This window comes from Sphingomonas sp. Leaf257 (assembly GCF_001422185.1).
In the GTDB taxonomy this organism is placed as follows: Bacteria; Pseudomonadota; Alphaproteobacteria; order Sphingomonadales; family Sphingomonadaceae; genus Sphingomonas; species Sphingomonas yabuuchiae.
Genome location: NZ_LMMH01000023.1, coordinates 349367 through 364844 on the forward strand (window position 1 = coordinate 349367; position 15478 = coordinate 364844).

A 15478-nucleotide genomic window follows, 5' to 3' on the forward strand; every position below is an offset into this window, starting at 1 on the left:
CGCGATATTCGGCAGCGACGACGACGAATCCCGCCTGGGCGATCGCGCCAAATCGTGAAACCGCGCCGCCGGTTACGAAGCCCGCGACGTTCCGGATCGCACGAAACCTCCGCGCGCCCACGCCGTTAGGCCATCGCTGCGCGATCCTGCCGGGTCGTCAGGGTGGAGGAAACGAGGATGACCGATCTGCCGACCGGGGTGACGCTGGACAATGACGGCACCGATGCCGAGCAGCCGCCGGTGCTACCCTTCCTCCATATGTGGACCGGCGCGGATGGCGGCAGCCGGATCGACCTGTCGCACATGACCGGCTTTGGTCAGAAAAGTGTGGGCGGCGGAGCGGACCCGCAATGGATGCGGCCGTTCCCCGGCGAAGTGAGCGCGATCAACTTCGCGATTTTGCCGGTGGGCTGGGTCGGGGACTGGCACGAAAGTCCCAAGGCGCAATGGGTGATTCCATTGCGCGGTCGCTGGTTCATCGAGACGATGGACGGAAATCGCGTGGAAATGGGGCCGGGCGACATCCATTTCGGCCAGGACCAAGGCACGACCGATGGCAAGGGGCACCGATCGGGCCAGATCGGCGACGAGCCCTGTTTCCAGATCATGATCCAGTTCGCTACGTCACCCGCCGCGCAGACACGCGATCCGTTCGGGGCATGACGGACGCACAGGCGACGCCGCTCGCCCCGCTGCTGATCCCTGCCCGGTTGCGTCAGCCCGGACCGCCCGAGCCGACCGAGGTGGCACCCCCTGTGATCCACCATGCCGACGCGAACGCGGTGCTCGGTGACGCCCGGCTCGTCACGCTGTACGACCGGGCGAGCTGGAGCGAGGGGCCGACCTGGTGGCCGCGCGAACGAACGCTGGTATGGAGCGACATTGTCGGCCGCCGTGTGTTGGGCTGGCGCGAGAACGGTGCAGTCGACGTGTTGCTCGACGCGACGCCATTCATCAACGGCAATGCCGTGCTGCCGGATGGCGCACTGGTGCACTGCGAACATGGTCGTCGCGCGATCAGCCGGTCCGACGGTAAAGGCGTTGCAACGCCGATCGCATGGGCGGCAGAGGGCAGCCGTCTTAACGCGCCCAACGACCTGATCGTCGCCCCGGATGGGGCGATCTGGTTCAGCGACCCGACCTTCGGACTGGAAAATCCCAAACAAGGCGTGCCCGGCGGTTCGGAAAGCGGGCGCACCGCGATCTGCCGGATCGGCAATGACGGCGCGGTGCAGCGGATGGCCGACATGGCGCAGCCCAACGGCCTCGCCTTCTCGCCCGATCAGCGGACATTTTACGCCTCGCAGACACCCGAGCATGGCGAGGGCGAGGTCGCGATCTATGCCTTCGACTGGGACGGGGTCACGCTGTCGAACCGACGCCAGTTCGCGACGGTGGCCGAAGGAATACCCGATGGCTTCACCGTCGACCGACGCGGCTGGCTATGGAGCAGTTCGGCAAAGGGGGTCGAGCTGTTCGACGCCGCCGGCACGCATCTCGCGACCGTACCGACCCCTGACACATGCAGCAATTGCGCGTTCGACATCCGCGAAGAGCGCCTATTTGTGACTGGCGGCGTACACCTTTGGATGCTGAATCTGGCATAGCCACCGTCGGTTGCACCGATTGTCCGGCAGGGCGGCATTCCGAAGGGATACGCGGCCCGAGATTGTAATACCCGGATAGGGATAACATCACGTCGGCATAGCCTCGGACCCCCGATCCGACAAATAAACGCCCATCTGGCAATCGATGGCACACCATCCAGCACCGTTCGTTCATATCGATTAATAGGAGACGTTGATGATCGACCTGAACAGCGCGATCGCTGCGGAACTGGACGCGGTGCCCCAGTTGAGAGGGCATGGTTTCGAGATCGTGAGATATCGGGATGAGCGTGGCAGCTTTAGCAAGGTGCGCCAACTCGAGGAGGTGCCGGGCCTCGCGGGCAAGTGGAACGGGGCCGAGGCAGCCGTCTCGGTTGAATGACATTGTTCAATGCGATGAGGACTCAGGATCAAACATTCGTGATCCTTTTTCCGCTGCTCAACTTCGGCCACTTTTCAAGAGCCAGGCTGCCGACGTTCGCGCCCAGTGCCCGACAACGTGTAGACGGCTTTGGCGGCAAGCTAAGGAACGCGGTGAACGGTCACGCCATGTCGGACGGTAGAGGTTGATCCGGACTCCTCGTAACACAGAACCAGGATCGTCCCCAACGGTGCGGCGGTAAGGATCAGCAGTAGCAGGCCGATCAGCCAGTCGTTGGTATCTAGCGGCTGCGAGAAGCTACCGCTGGGCTGCATTGACGGGTTAGGTCGCATAGGCCGCCTGCCCGCTTTCCTTGGGTGAAGCGGGCGATCCGCAGTAGCCTGATGGGCGGACGGCCTGGACTGCAAACGATCATAGGCCGCGCGGGCTTCCTTCTTGCCTAAAACGGCATACGCCTCATTGATTTCCTTGGCGCGAGCAGAAACGTCCACACCATGATTGGCATCGGGGTGATATTGACGAAGCAGTGCCTTCCACGCGGAGTGGATAGCGTCGCGACTGGCCGTCGAGGGCACCCCGAGAACGGCGTAATAATCGGGTGATAGAGCCATATGGTTGTCACCTGTCGCTATAACGCAAAAAACGAACGTCCATTTGGCGGGCGATCGCAATCGAGCCCTCTCGGCGATGCGAAGTGCGGTTTTTGGCACCAACCGTCAGATGGCTACTACCTTCATACGCAACTTTGGTGTTTCGACAAAACGACAATCGCCTCAGCGACCTGGAACACACGCCGATATGCCCGTCGCGTACCGGAATGGGTGATCGGCATCGGCCTGCCCCCACAGAATTACGCAACGCATTCTCTTCGACGAACGAAGGGAGGTCGCATCGACCCAATCCGGGTTGTTGCCGATCCGCTCCTAGCTGTCCGATACTTGCCGCTGGTCCATGGGGACGAACCCGTCGGTTGGGCGTGCCAGTTACGGCACCGGCACGCCCAAGCACTTACATATCCGCTGCGGTCGGGCGTACGATCACCTCATTGATGTCGACACCCTCCGGCTGCTCAATGGCATAACGAACGGCTCGCGCGATCGCGTCCGGCGTCAGCGACTTCTTTCGCCATCCGGTCAGTGCCGCCGCAATCTCAGGATCGGTGATGTCATGGCCAAGTTCGGTGGCGACCACGCCCGGCGAGATCAACGTCGAGCGGACCTCGTCATGCTCCTGCCGCAGCCCCTCGGTAATCGCACGTACGGCATGTTTGGTGGCGCAATAAACCGCAGCGGTCGGCATCACCATGTGCGCGGCGACCGAGGCGACGTTGACGATATGGCCGCTCTTCTGCGCCACGAACCGGGGCAACACGGCGGCGATGCCGTTGAGGACTCCGTGGATGTTGACGTCGACCATCCGCTTCCACTCGTCGCGCTTGAGCGCAGCGAGCGGCGAAAGCGGCATCACACCCGCATTGTTGACCAGCACGTCGACATGTCCGAAGCGCGCTTCAGCGGCCTCCACGAACGCGTCGAAGTCGGCGCCGTCGGTGACGTCGAGTTCCCGCCAGGCGACGGTCTCGCCCAGTTCCCCCGCCAGTGCCTTCAAACGCTCTCCGCGACGCGCGCCGATGAACAGCCGGGCGCCGGTCGCAGCCAGTTCGCGCGCAGTTGCCTCACCGATCCCGCTCGACGCGCCGGTGATGAGGACGACCTTGTCGATATTTCCTGCCATGATGCTGCCTTTCCGTTGTGGTGACGGAACACAGATGGGCCATCGGCCATGTCGGGCGGTAGAGCGATCGCCCGAATGGCTTGCACGATCCTCCAGATTTCGCGCCGGACGCTTGCCCGTGACGCGCGAGTGGGGAAGGATCGTCGGCATGAACCGGATCGCCGAACTCTCCACCCTCATCGATCGACACGTCGTGGGTACAGGCATTTGCAGCACGGCGATGCCGCATGTGTCGCTGATCCGGGCCGACGCACCGAGCACCCCCACGCCTGCCGTCTACGAGGCCTCCCTTTGCATAATAGCCCAGGGGTCGAAACGGGTGTCGATCGGCGAGCACAGCGTGATCTATGATGCGGCTCATTACCTTTTGGTCTCGGTCGATTTGCCGCTGGTCGGTCATGTGCTCGATGCGAGTCCTGAGCGACCCTATCTCTGCTGCAAGATCGATCTCGATGCCGCGATGCTGGCCGATCTCATGGCGAGCGAGGGCAGCGGGGTGGCCCGTACGGCTCTGCCGGTGCTCGGCGTCTACCCCGGCGATCCCGACCTGATCGACGCGGCATGCCGGCTGGTCGGACTGCTCGACCGACCCGACACGATCCGCGCGCTGGCACCGCTGATCGAGCGCGAAATCCTCTATCGCCTGCTCACCGGACCGCACGGCCCGATGCTTCGTCACGTCGCAACCGCTGGCAGCCATCTCAATCAGGTGAGCCGCGCGATCGCCGCCATCCGCCGGCGTTTCGATGCGCCAATCCGCATCGACGACGTCGCAGCCGAGGCCGGGATGAGCGCCTCCTCGCTCCACGCACACTTCAAGGCGATCACCCGCATGACGCCGCTGGAATATCAGAAGCAGCTGCGGTTGCAGGAAGCCAGACGCCTGATGCTGACGGAGGGTGCCACGGCGAGCACGGCAGGCTTTGCCGTCGGCTATGATAACCCATCACAATTCAGCCGAGAATATAGGCGACTATTCGGTGCGCCTCCACGTGCCGACATCGAACGGCTCCACGCTGCGCCAGCAGCGGCCGTGGCGCTGTGACGATGGCGTGGGCCGCAACCGCCGCTGCGAACTATTGAGGTCGGTTCGATTAGATGGGAGACATCAGAGCCTGGCGGCTTGCGGCGGCACGGAGAGGCAGGCCGATAAGAGCCCCCCGGCCGGCCTAGCATAGTTCAGTCCATTGCAGAGAAATGCCCTTTTCCTCACTTAGGTTCTTGATCTTTGGAGCAGCCAAGGTTCGACGGTGCTCTATGAGACTAGAATGACGAGCACTGCCAATCCCGGCCCCGTCCCAAAGGTCGATGACGTCCTGATCACGGCCGAACTGGCGAACCGGCCCTCCCGGCCGCCAGACTACGAACGCGAGAACGGAGCGCTGGGGCTCTTGGCCCAGGAGATGGCGGCTCACCCACGCGGGGTGCTGCAGAAGTGTGCCGAGCTCGTCATGGAGCTGTGCCATGCCGACTCGGCGGGCATCAGCATATTAGAGCCTGATGGAGCAGGCGGAGTCCTCCGCTGGTGCGCCGCCGCGGGCGCGTTCGCGCCGAATCTTCATGGGACGATGCCCGCCGAGGCGAGCCCCTGCGGAACGGTGATGGAACGCAACTGCGTACTGCTGTTCGACAAGGCCGAGCGGTTCTTTCCGACCCTCCGGGGTGTCGAGCCACGTATCTATGAGAATCTTCTCACGCCCTGGCACGCAGAGGGCAAGGCAGTCGGCACCCTCTGGGCCATCAAGCATACCCCAGACGGACGGTTCGATGCAGAAGATGCGCGCATCTTGCAGAGCCTCGCGCGGTTCGCCGCGGCCGCGTTCCAAATCACCTCCGCCCTCGACGAAGCCGCAGTCGAACGATCGGCACTGCGCGAAAGCGAGCAGAAGTTTCGGACACTGTTCGAGGAAATGGACGAAGGGTTTGCCGTTTGCGAACTTGTACGGGACGATGCCGGCCATCCGGTGGACTTTCGCTACATCGATCTGAACCCCTCGATCGTGCACCACACCGGCATGGCTCCGGAGACGCTCCGCGGCCGGCGTGCCACAGAGGCGTTTCCCGGGCGTGATCCCTGGTATGTGGAAACTTACGCTCAGGTGGTCGACAGTGGCCAGTCGGTACTCGAGGAACATTATTTCGAGCATGTCGATCGGTGGCTGCGCATAAACGTATTCCCGCGCGGCGGCGATCGCTTTGCGGTGCTCTATAGTGACATCACGGACCGCAAGCGTGTCGAGATAGTCCTGCGGCAGAGCGAACAGCGCCAGGCTTTCTTGCTGCGTTTCACCGACGCGATACGGTCGCAGTCGGACGAACAGGCACTCATCAAGCGCGCTGTTCAACTGCTTGCCGAGGAGCTGCTCGTCGACAGGTGCTATGCGACCAGGCACAATCCGACGGCCGACTTGACCAATGTCCTCTATGAGGTCCGCGCGCCCGACATGGCGCCGCTACCGGCCACGCTTCGCTTTACCGACTTTCCTGAAGCAGGCCGCCAGACTTTCGAGAAAACTCTAGTTTACGACGATACCGCCAACGACCCGACCCTATCCGAAGCGGATAAGGTTGCCCTGAAATCGATGGATGTCGCCGCGCTTCTGTCGCGTCCCTTGCGCCGTGACGGTGCTCCGATCTTTGCGCTGGGCGTCACGAGCAAGGTTCCACGCCGCTGGACGTCCGCCGAGATCGCCTTGGTTGAGGAAGCCGCCGAACGCGCCTGGGAGGCCGCCGAGCGCGTGCGCGGTGAAGGGGCTCTTCGCAACAGCGAGGAGCGGTTCCGACAATTCGCCGACGCTTCTGCAGCCGGTCTCTGGATTCGAGAAGCGAACAGCCTGGACATGGAATTCGCCAGCCCTGCCATCGCCGCGATCTATGGCGTCCAACCCGATGCACTGCTGGGGGATGTGAAGCGCTGGGCAGTCATGGTGGTCCCCGATGATCGCGATGAAGCTGTTGCCTGTTTGGAGGCGGCGCGCACGGGGCAGACAGTCGTCCACGAATTCCGCATCAAGCGGTCCTCCGACGGCGCCTTTCGATGGATCAGGAACACCGATTTTCCACTGGAGGACGCCACGGGCCAGTTCCAGCGGATCGGCGGGATTGCCGAGGACGTTACCGAGGCCAAACTCGCCGTGGATCATCAGGGCGTGCTTCTGCTCGAGCTTCAGCACAGGGTGCGGAACATCATGGCGATGATCCGCTCCATGACGCGACGGTCAGCCGACGGCGCGGCGGACGTGAACGAGTATGGAAACCTGCTCGAAGGACGACTCCTCGCACTCGCCCGCGTGCAGGCGCTGCTCACCCGGCAGGTAAACACCGGCGGCTCTTTGCGGGATATCGTCGAAAGCGAAGTCAGCGCCCAGGCGAGCGGCGGCGGCCAGTATGAACTGGTCGGACCGGATGTGCAGCTGTCGCCCAAGGCGGTCGAGGTGCTGACGCTCGCGCTCCACGAGCTGTCGACTAATGCCCTGAAATATGGTGCTCTTTCCGTCCCGGAAGGCCTCTTGCGGGTGGAATGGGCGCCGTTCGAGAAGCGCGGCCGCACGTGGCTGGCGATCGACTGGGCCGAGGCTGGTGCTCCCGCTCGCGGGCCAGTGACCAGGCGCGGGTTCGGCAGCGACCTGATCGAAGGCAGAATACCTTACGAACTGGGCGGGACGGGCCGACTTGGCATCGAGCCGGGCGGTGCATGCTGCCGCCTGGAATTTCCGCTGAAAGAAGGTGAAAGCATCCTGGAGACGGACGCTCCGACACCAACGGCTGTATTTGGAGGAACGCTGGATATGACCGGAGCGCCGGATCTGACGGGCTGCAATGTGCTCGTCGTCGAGGACGACTATTACATCGCGGGAGACACCGCTGCTGTGTTGCGCGGCGCTGGCGCCACGGTGCTTGGTCCCTGCCCGAACGAAGAAGCGACGCTCGATCTGCTGAAGACGGCAACGCCGACCCATGCCGTTCTGGACCTCAACCTCGGCGGCGGCGGACCACGCTTTGAGATCGCGCATGCGCTTAAGGAACGCGGCGTACCGTTCATCTTCCTGACGGGATACGACCCAGATGCGGTCCCGGCTGACCTTGCCGAGGTCGTCCGACTGCAAAAGCCTGTTCCCCTCAGCAATATCGTGAAAGCCGTTGCCCTACTCTAGCCGGACCGTTCACGCTCCGTCGTCCGTCAAATCCTTCGGGATATTCGCAACAACCATCGACCTTGTCGTGCCGATCACGCCAGCGCCGCGATCCAGTCCGCCACCTGAAAGGCGCCAAATGGTGGGAACAGCGCAGCGCCATCTTCGTCCTGTTGGGGCTGTACGTCGCTCCTGACCGTCAGATAGGGCAGCGCTTGGCGCGCCAGAATCTCGGCCAGCCGCTCGCGATCCTCCGCTCGAAAGGCTCCCATGATGACCGCGCCCCGGAGATCCTCCGTCAACAGGACCCGGATCCCCTGCGACAGCTCGTCCAAGGGGCCGATCACCGGAATATGTCGTTCCTTCAGCACGCTCGCGACATAATCGACGGCGAAGTTGATCTGGGCCGCCAGCAGGAGGACCGGCCTGGCCGCCCCGCCCCCTTCCCTGTGGGTCATGCGGCGCTGCGTCCTCCCGCCAGGGCGGCCAAACCCGTTATCTCCATTCCCCGAAGCATCGGCTTCAACCGGCGATAGGTTGCCAGCGCCTGCCCGACGACTTGGTCCATGTTGTAGTAACGATAGGTCGCCAGCCGCCCGACGAAACTGACATGCGGCTCGGCCAGGGCCAGCGCCTCATAGCGTTTGTACAACGCCTGGTTCTCGTCGCGCGGGATCGGGTAATAGGGATCGCCCGTCGCGCTGGGATATTCATAGGTCACGCTGGTCTGCGGCGCGATCTGGCCGGTCAGATGCTTGTATTCGGTAATCCGCGTATAGGGAACGGCCTCGTCGGGATAGTTGACGACGGCAACGGGCTGATGCCGTTCCTCGTTCAGCGTCCGATGTTCGAACCGAAGCGAGCGATAAGGCAAGCGGCCGTAACGATAGCCGAAATATTCGTCGATCGGCCCGGTGAAGACCAGATGGTCGTGGGGATAGGCATCACGAACATCGGCATAGTCGACCCCCAGCAGCAGGTCGATATTGGGATGGCTGAGCATCGCCTGGAACATGCGGGTGAAGCCTTGCGCGGGCATCGCCTGATGACGGTCGCCGAAATAGCGGTCGTCGGTACAGGTCCGGGTCGGCACCCGCGCGGTGACCGACTTGTCGAGTTCCGACGGGTCCATGCCCCATTGCTTGCGGGTATAGCCCTGAAAGAAGGTCTCGTAGAGTTCGCGTCCAACCTTCGACACCACGACATCTGCCGATGTGCGGATCGGATCAATGGGCTCGGCGCGGGACGCCAGAAACGCCTCGACCTCCGCATCGCTCGAAAGGTCCAGACCATATAGCGTGTTCAGCGTCGTGCGATTGATCGGCATGGGCACCAGCGTGCCGTCGATATCGGCCAGCACGCGATGCTCATAGGGTCGCCAATCGGTGAAGCGCGACAGATAGTCGAACACGTCGTCCGAATTGGTGTGGAAAATGTGCGGACCATAGCGATGGACCAGGATGCCCGCGGCATCGTGATGGTCATAGGCATTGCCCGCGATATGTGACCGCCGGTCGACCACCAGCACGCGCTTGCCTGCATCGGACGCCAGTCGTTCCGCCATTACCGCCCCGGCGAACCCCGCGCCGACGACCATCACGTCATAGCGGTCCTGCAGCGGCGGCCAGGTGACGGGCGACACGACGGGTTCGTGCCGGTTGCGGCCCGTGATCTCCGCCTCGATCAGCGCGGTCATCTCCAGCGCCGTGCTGCTCCAAGATCCGCGTGAAAGCTGCGCGTCCGCCGCGTCGCGCCACTCATTTCCAGCGGCCCGCAAGGTCATCGCCGCTTCGCACGCGGCCACGAAGGCAGCGGGCGTATCGGCGATGGCCACGCCCGCCAGAGCACCATAATGGCGAACGACATCGGTGATCGGGGTCGAGACGACCGGGCACCCCGCCGCCAGATATTCCGGCGTCTTGGTCGGGCTGATGAAGCGCGTCGCCTCGTTGATCGCGAAGGGCATCAGGGCGACGTCCCACCCCGCCATATAGTCCGGCAGCGCCGAATAAGGCCGCCCGCCGAGATAATGGATATTGGTGCGGCGTGGCAGATCGGCTTCATCGATTTTCACGACGGGGCCAATGATGACCAGCGACCATTCGGGATGGGCGTCGGCCAACGCCGCCAGCAGTACCAGGTCCATCCGCTCGTCGACGACCCCGGCAAAACCGAGCCGGGGATGCGGCATCGACGCCTGGTCGGCCGGCCCCTCGCCCCCCGAGCGCGCCCGGCCGAAATGCGCGACATCGATGCTCGAGGGAAAGGCGTGGACGTTCGAATGGCGGCTACGCTTCGCCTCGTACAGGCTGGTCCCGCCGGTGAAGACCAGATCGGCCCGCGCGATCAGTTGCTGTTCCCGCTCCAGCAGCTGTGGCGGCGCGCCCTTGAAGGCGGACAGCTCGTCCATGCAATCATAGACGATGCACGCCGCCGGAACATGGTCCGAAAAGGGCAGCATCATCGGTGTGTAATACCAGCGAATAACCGGGCCGGTCACACTCACCAGCTCGGTGTCGAGCAAGGCCGCCAGCACTTCGTCCTCCCGACCTCGCAAGGCCTCGTCCAGCTGCGGGGTCAGCACCACTACTCCGCTTTCCGGGCATGTCCGCCGGTGTAGTTCGGATAGGCCAGGCCGATATTCGGGCTCCTCCCAGAACAACACATCCTGCGTCGCGGCAAAGCGGGTCATCAGATGCTGTGGCCGTTGAAACACGAAAGCCCAGCGAAGATGACTAAAGCAGATCAGCGTCGATCGCGGACGACGGTGGTAAAGGCTATTGGAGCCATGGGCGGCGCTCGACAGCTGGGCGGTCACGAAAGCTCCTTCTAGGTCTCTGTTACAAAACAGAAACATCCCGCCGCTCCGCCATGTTCCAGCTAACCCACTGTATATAAATGCAAATCAGTCAGTTTCCCGGAACGCCGCCAACGCCGATCCGTTGGGCCGAAGGGAGACTGGGATGGACAGCCTGGAACTTTGGGGTGGCGTGGAATGCACCGTCAATCGCACTGCCACAGGCTATCGCGATCAGGTCCGCCTGAGCGGCCATCAGGACCGTATTACCGATCTCGACCTATTCGCCGGGCTGGGTCTGCGCGCGATCCGCTACCCCGTCTTGTGGGAACGCGTGATGGCGGACGGACGGACGCCCGATTGGTCATGGAGCGACGAACGGCTGGGGCGACTGCGCAAGCTGGGTATTCGGCCCATTGCCGGACTGGTCCATCATGGCAGCGGCCCGCCCCATACCCATCTGCTCGACGATGGGTTCGCCGCCGGGCTGGGCGACTATGCGCGACAGGTCGCCGAGCGTTATCCCTGGATCGGCGACTGGACCCCGGTCAACGAACCGCTGACCACGGCGCGGTTCTCCGCGCTCTATGGCCATTGGTATCCCCATGCACGGGACGAAGGCGCCTTCTGGCTGGCGCTGCTCAATCAGATCGACGGCACCAGGGCCGCGATGCGGGCCATCCGTCGGATCAATCCGGCAGCGAGGCTGATCCAGACCGATGACTTGGGGCGCACCTATGCGACCCTCGTCCTGAGCGAACAGGCGGCGTTCGATAACTTACGCCGCTGGGCCGGGTGGGACCTGTTGTTCGGGCGTGTCACGCCCCATCACCCGCTATGGGCGCGGATCGCGAGCTTCGGGTTTTCCGACCGGCTGCGGCGCATCGCCGATGATCCCAGCCCGCCCGACATCGTCGGCGTAAACCATTATCTGACCAGCGACCGTTTTCTCGACCATCGGTTGCAACGCTATCCGCCGCACACCCATGGCGGCAATGCGCGCCGCGCCTATGCCGATGTCGAGGCGATACGCGTGCTCGATCCCCCGCCCCCCGGACTGGCCGGAGCCCTTCGCGAAGCCTGGGACCGTTACGGCACGCCCATCGCATTAACGGAAGTGCACAATGGCTGCACCCGCGAGGAGCAGCTGCGCTGGGCAGCGGAGGCGTGGGACGGATGCGTGACGCTTCGCCAGCAAGGCGTCGACATCAGGGCGGTCACCGCGTGGTCGCTGCTGGGCTCGCAGGGATGGGATACCTTGCTGACCCGTCCCGGTACCTATGAAGCGGGGGTATTCGACATATCCGATGGTGTGCCCCGTCCGACCGCCCTGGCGTCCTTATGGAAAGGGTTGCCGACGGCCGCCGAACGCCATCCGGTCGCTCATGCCCTTGGCTGGTGGCGGCGTCCGGATCGGCTTGTCTATCCCGCTATCCCTTATCCGATCAAAACACCGCCATTGAGCGAAGCGCAGTCGGTTCCGGTTCTGCTGATCTGGAGTCGGGATAACGCGCTGGCCCAGGCGTGGTCGGAACAGTGCCGGAAACGAGGCATCGCTCATTATGTGGCCCCATGCGAAACGCACGACGAGGAGCACCAGTCCGATATGGCCACGATGCTGGATAATGCCCGGCCATGGGCCTTGGCTCATCTCGACGCCCGGAATATGGCCGATGCGATCAGGGTTGCGCGCGTCTGTCAAAATAGAAGGGTCGCGAGCCTCCACCTCATCGACGGGCAAGCCTGTCTCGGCCCGAATAACGTCTCCCCGCCCTTACAGGATGACGCTCGATCGCCGATCTCCCCCGGGGCCTTGCTTATTCCTTGGGAATGGGAAGGCGGATTTGCGGACTGCCGCTCCAATCTTGCCCTGTTGAACCGGGCGCTGGACCTGCTGATCGATGGCCGGGATGGGTTACATGATCCCGTCCCATCGCCGGTAGGGAGCAGCCACACCGAAATGTGCTCCGGAACGACTACCCCCAAGATTGCCGATTCCATGTTTGCGCACGGGCGACGGGCCGCCGTTACGGCGGCCTTTGGCGATGCTGTTCGAACCTGAGGGAATGTCCGCCCCCAGACGCGGAGCGTGCCGTCCGGCGGCGGGTCTAAGAACGCGCGAAAGACGGGCCGTGGCTGCGCGTCGATTGGCGAGAAAGCGGCGTGACCATGCCACCTTGTAGCCAGGTGCCGACCGGACCCGGCCATTGATAAAGAGAGGCAGTGTACCGCCCCCGGTTTGTCGGACGCTCCATCGTCGGTTGACAACATCTCATTCGCATGGCTGATTGAGTGCATGGGGATTGCGATCTCCCCACGAGGCGTCAGCTAGAGCATCGCGTCCAGCACGACCACGCAAGGGACGCATCATGCCTGCTCCAAACGCCATCACACCGGAAAAGCTCGCCCGCCTCGTCGCATCGGTCGGCGCCCCCCATATCATCGACCTGCGCGATACTCCGGAAAAAGCTATTCCGGGATCGCTGTTCCCTGATCACTCCGATCCGATCCGATGGGGTTATGGTGCCAGATCGGCCGCCGTCATCATCGACGCAGATGGTGGTGGTGCGGCAGCTTCCGCAGCAGCGATCCTGCGCAGCGAAGGGGTGGCAGCCGAAGTGCTGGAAGGCGGGTTCGCCGCATGGACCGCAAGCGCCCTACCGACCGTTTCGCTCGACCATCTGCCGCCACGGCATGAGGATGGCCGGACCTGGTGGGTTACACGCGCGCGGCCCAAGGTCGATCGTATCGCCTGTCCTTGGCTGATCCGGCGCTTCGTCGATCCGGAGGCTCGCTTCCTGTTCGTCGCGCCCGGCGAGGTGCTGACCGTCGCGACCCAGCAGCGGGCCGAACCGTTCGACGTCGCGGACGAAGGCGTGTTCTGGAGCCATCGCGACGAGCGCTGCACCTTCGACGTGATGGTCGAGGCCTTCGGGCTGGAAACGCACAAACCGCTGGTTCGGTTGGCCGCCATCGTGCGGGGTGCCGATACCGATCGGCTCGATCTAGCACCTGAGGCTGCCGGACTGCTCGCCATCTCGCTTGGCCTGTCGCGCATCTACAATGACGATCACGCCCAGCTTGAAGCCGGCATGGCGGTGTACGACGCGCTCTATCGCTGGTGCCGCGACGCGCAGGGCGAGAAGCACAACTGGTCCTCGCATCAGCCGGCGCGCGGCAAGGTGCCGGCATGACGGCGGTGATGGCGGAGGCCGCAATCCCGGCACGCCCGGAGCCGGTCACACTCGTCCAAGCCTTCTGGGTCTGGCTGCGCATCGCGATGCTCTCATTCGGCGGTCCGGCCGGACAGATCGCAGTGATGCACCGCATCCTCGTCGACGAGAAACGCTGGATCGGTGAGCAGCGGTTCTTGCACGCCCTCAACTACTGCATGTTGCTGCCCGGGCCAGAGGCGCAGCAGCTCGCGACCTATATCGGCTGGCTGATGCACCGCACGAAGGGCGGCATCGTCGCCGGCGTGCTGTTCGTTATTCCCGGCGCGGTCGCGATCATGGCGCTGAGCTGGGTCTATGTCCTCTATGGTCGTGTCGGCATCGTCTCGGCGCTGTTTTTCGGCCTCAAATGCGCCGTGCTGGCTATCGTCCTTCAGGCGGTGGTTCGGATCGGCGGACGCGCGCTCAAGTCCACCCCGGCAAGGGCGCTCGCCGCATCAGCTTTCGTACTGATCTTCTTCGTCAGCGCGCCGTTCCCGCTGATCGTGCTGGGCGCCGGCCTTATCGGATGGTGGTCCGCACGACAGGGTAGCACGGCCTTCAGGGGAGGAGGCCACGGCGCGTCCAGTGGCGCGGTCGTGGCCGATGCAGACACGCTGCTCGGCGAGGAGCTGCCGGTCCATGCGCGGCCGACCTGGGCAGAGACGATGCGTACGGCGCTGGTCTGGCTGGCGCTTTGGTTGCTGCCGGTCGCGGCGCTGCTGATCGTGCTCGGTCCCGATGATGTCTTCAGTCGCATCGCGACCTTCTTCTCGACGATGGCGATGGTGACGTTCGGGGGTGCCTATGCCGTCCTCGCCTATGTCGCGCAGCAGGCGGTCGAGAATTATGGCTGGCTTGGGCCGAAGGAGATGCTGGACGGCCTCGGCATGGCGGAGACGACGCCTGGGCCGCTCATCATAGTCCTGCAATTCGTCGGCTTCCTCGGCGCCTATCGCGATCCAGGCGGGCTGTCGCCGCTCGTGGCCGGTACGCTCGGCGGCCTCCTCGCGACCTGGGTGACGTTCGTGCCGTGCTTCCTGTGGATCTTCCTCGGCGCGCCCTTTATCGAGCGACTTCGTGGCAACGCGGCAGTCGCCGGCGCGCTCTCCGCCATCACCGCAGCGGTCGTGGGCGTCGTCCTCAACCTCGCGCTGTGGTTCGCACTGCACACGCTGTTTCGCGAAACCATGATGATCGCGGCAGGGCCGTTCCGCTTCGGCGCCCCGGTGCTGACCAGCATCGATCCGGCCGCTCTCGCCCTGTCGCTCGGGGCCGCCTATGCGATCTTCATGACACGGGCGGGGGTCATCACAACCTTGCTGGCGACGTCGGCTGCGGGGCTCACGCTTTATGGCGCCGGGGCAATCCGATGACGCCAAGAGAACCATCGATCGGCGCATGCAGTTGTGTCTCGGTATCGCGGCGGGTGCCGCCTTGCCGAGCGGGCCTGTCGTCGCGCGGAGCGTCGTCAGTCCGCCGCCCGCGTTCACGCCCCGGCCTCTGTCGTTCGATCCGGGCCGTTGATCGCGCCGAACGAATGGCTGCTTTCGGGAAGCCAGATTGCCCGCCGGAGCGTCCGGGTTCGGGCGGATGCGGCCGCCCTGCCCCTT

At 63.9% G+C, this 15478-nt stretch carries 12 protein-coding genes; 8 read left to right on the forward strand and 4 right to left on the reverse strand.

Annotated elements, in window-relative coordinates:
* Positions 1–177: 177 nt before the first annotated feature.
* The 3 genes from ASF14_RS12355 (at position 178) to ASF14_RS12365 (ending at position 1989) form a co-directional block, all read left to right on the forward strand.
* Positions 178–663 carry a hypothetical protein gene (locus ASF14_RS12355; protein ID WP_056435125.1) on the forward strand — a complete coding sequence of 162 codons (486 nt, stop codon included), beginning with the start codon at positions 178–180 and terminating at the stop codon, positions 661–663.
* Positions 660–1607 (forward strand): SMP-30/gluconolactonase/LRE family protein, encoded by a 948-nt coding sequence (locus ASF14_RS12360; protein ID WP_056435127.1) that lies wholly within the window; start codon positions 660–662, stop codon positions 1605–1607. The genes ASF14_RS12355 and ASF14_RS12360 overlap by 4 nt, the downstream gene beginning before the upstream one ends.
* Positions 1608–1803: 196 nt before the next feature.
* Entirely contained in the window at positions 1804–1989 is a 186-nt protein-coding gene (locus ASF14_RS12365) for a helix-hairpin-helix domain-containing protein (protein WP_056435132.1), read from the forward strand.
* A gap of 140 nt (positions 1990–2129) precedes the next feature.
* On the opposite strand, the gene ASF14_RS22550 is transcribed toward ASF14_RS12365, so the two are convergent.
* Together ASF14_RS22550 and ASF14_RS12370 are read right to left on the reverse strand one after the other, a co-directional pair.
* On the reverse strand, positions 2130–2600 hold the full coding sequence (locus tag ASF14_RS22550; RefSeq protein ID WP_082442220.1) for a DnaJ domain-containing protein: 471 nt from the start codon (positions 2598–2600) through the stop codon (positions 2130–2132).
* 397 nt (positions 2601–2997) lie between these two features.
* A complete protein-coding gene (locus tag ASF14_RS12370; RefSeq protein ID WP_056435136.1) occupies positions 2998–3723 on the reverse strand; it encodes an SDR family oxidoreductase in 726 nt (241 codons plus the stop codon).
* A 148-nt stretch (positions 3724–3871) separates the two neighbouring features.
* On the opposite strand from ASF14_RS12370, the gene ASF14_RS12375 reads away from it, so the two are divergent.
* Together ASF14_RS12375 and ASF14_RS22045 are read left to right on the forward strand one after the other, a co-directional pair.
* Entirely contained in the window at positions 3872–4768 is an 897-nt protein-coding gene (locus tag ASF14_RS12375; RefSeq protein WP_056435138.1) for an AraC family transcriptional regulator, read from the forward strand.
* Between the two features lie 223 nt (positions 4769–4991).
* A complete protein-coding gene (locus tag ASF14_RS22045; RefSeq protein WP_082442221.1) occupies positions 4992–7877 on the forward strand; it encodes a PAS domain S-box protein in 2886 nt (961 codons plus the stop codon).
* Positions 7878–7951: 74 nt separating this feature from the next.
* On the opposite strand, the gene ASF14_RS12385 is transcribed toward ASF14_RS22045, so the two are convergent.
* Both ASF14_RS12385 and glf read right to left on the reverse strand, forming a co-directional pair.
* A complete protein-coding gene (locus ASF14_RS12385) occupies positions 7952–8314 on the reverse strand; it encodes a hypothetical protein (RefSeq protein ID WP_056435143.1) in 363 nt (120 codons plus the stop codon).
* Positions 8311–10674 (reverse strand): UDP-galactopyranose mutase, encoded by a 2364-nt coding sequence (gene glf, locus ASF14_RS12390; protein ID WP_236697046.1) that lies wholly within the window; start codon positions 10672–10674, stop codon positions 8311–8313. The genes ASF14_RS12385 and glf overlap by 4 nt, the downstream gene beginning before the upstream one ends.
* A 145-nt stretch (positions 10675–10819) precedes the next feature.
* On the opposite strand from glf, the gene ASF14_RS12395 reads away from it, so the two are divergent.
* The 3 genes from ASF14_RS12395 to chrA all read left to right on the forward strand — a co-directional run bounded on the left by ASF14_RS12395 (position 10820) and on the right by chrA (position 15241).
* Positions 10820–12715 carry a family 1 glycosylhydrolase gene (locus ASF14_RS12395; RefSeq protein ID WP_082442222.1) on the forward strand — a complete coding sequence of 632 codons (1896 nt, stop codon included), beginning with the start codon at positions 10820–10822 and terminating at the stop codon, positions 12713–12715.
* A 307-nt stretch (positions 12716–13022) separates the two neighbouring features.
* Complete coding sequence (locus ASF14_RS12400) at positions 13023–13847, forward strand: chromate resistance protein ChrB domain-containing protein (RefSeq protein WP_056435149.1); 825 nt, start codon at positions 13023–13025, stop codon at positions 13845–13847.
* Positions 13844–15241, forward strand: coding sequence for a chromate efflux transporter (gene chrA, locus ASF14_RS12405; protein ID WP_056435152.1), 1398 nt, complete (start codon positions 13844–13846; stop codon positions 15239–15241). Before ASF14_RS12400 ends, chrA begins: the two co-directional genes overlap by 4 nt.
* Positions 15242–15478 lie beyond the last annotated feature (237 nt).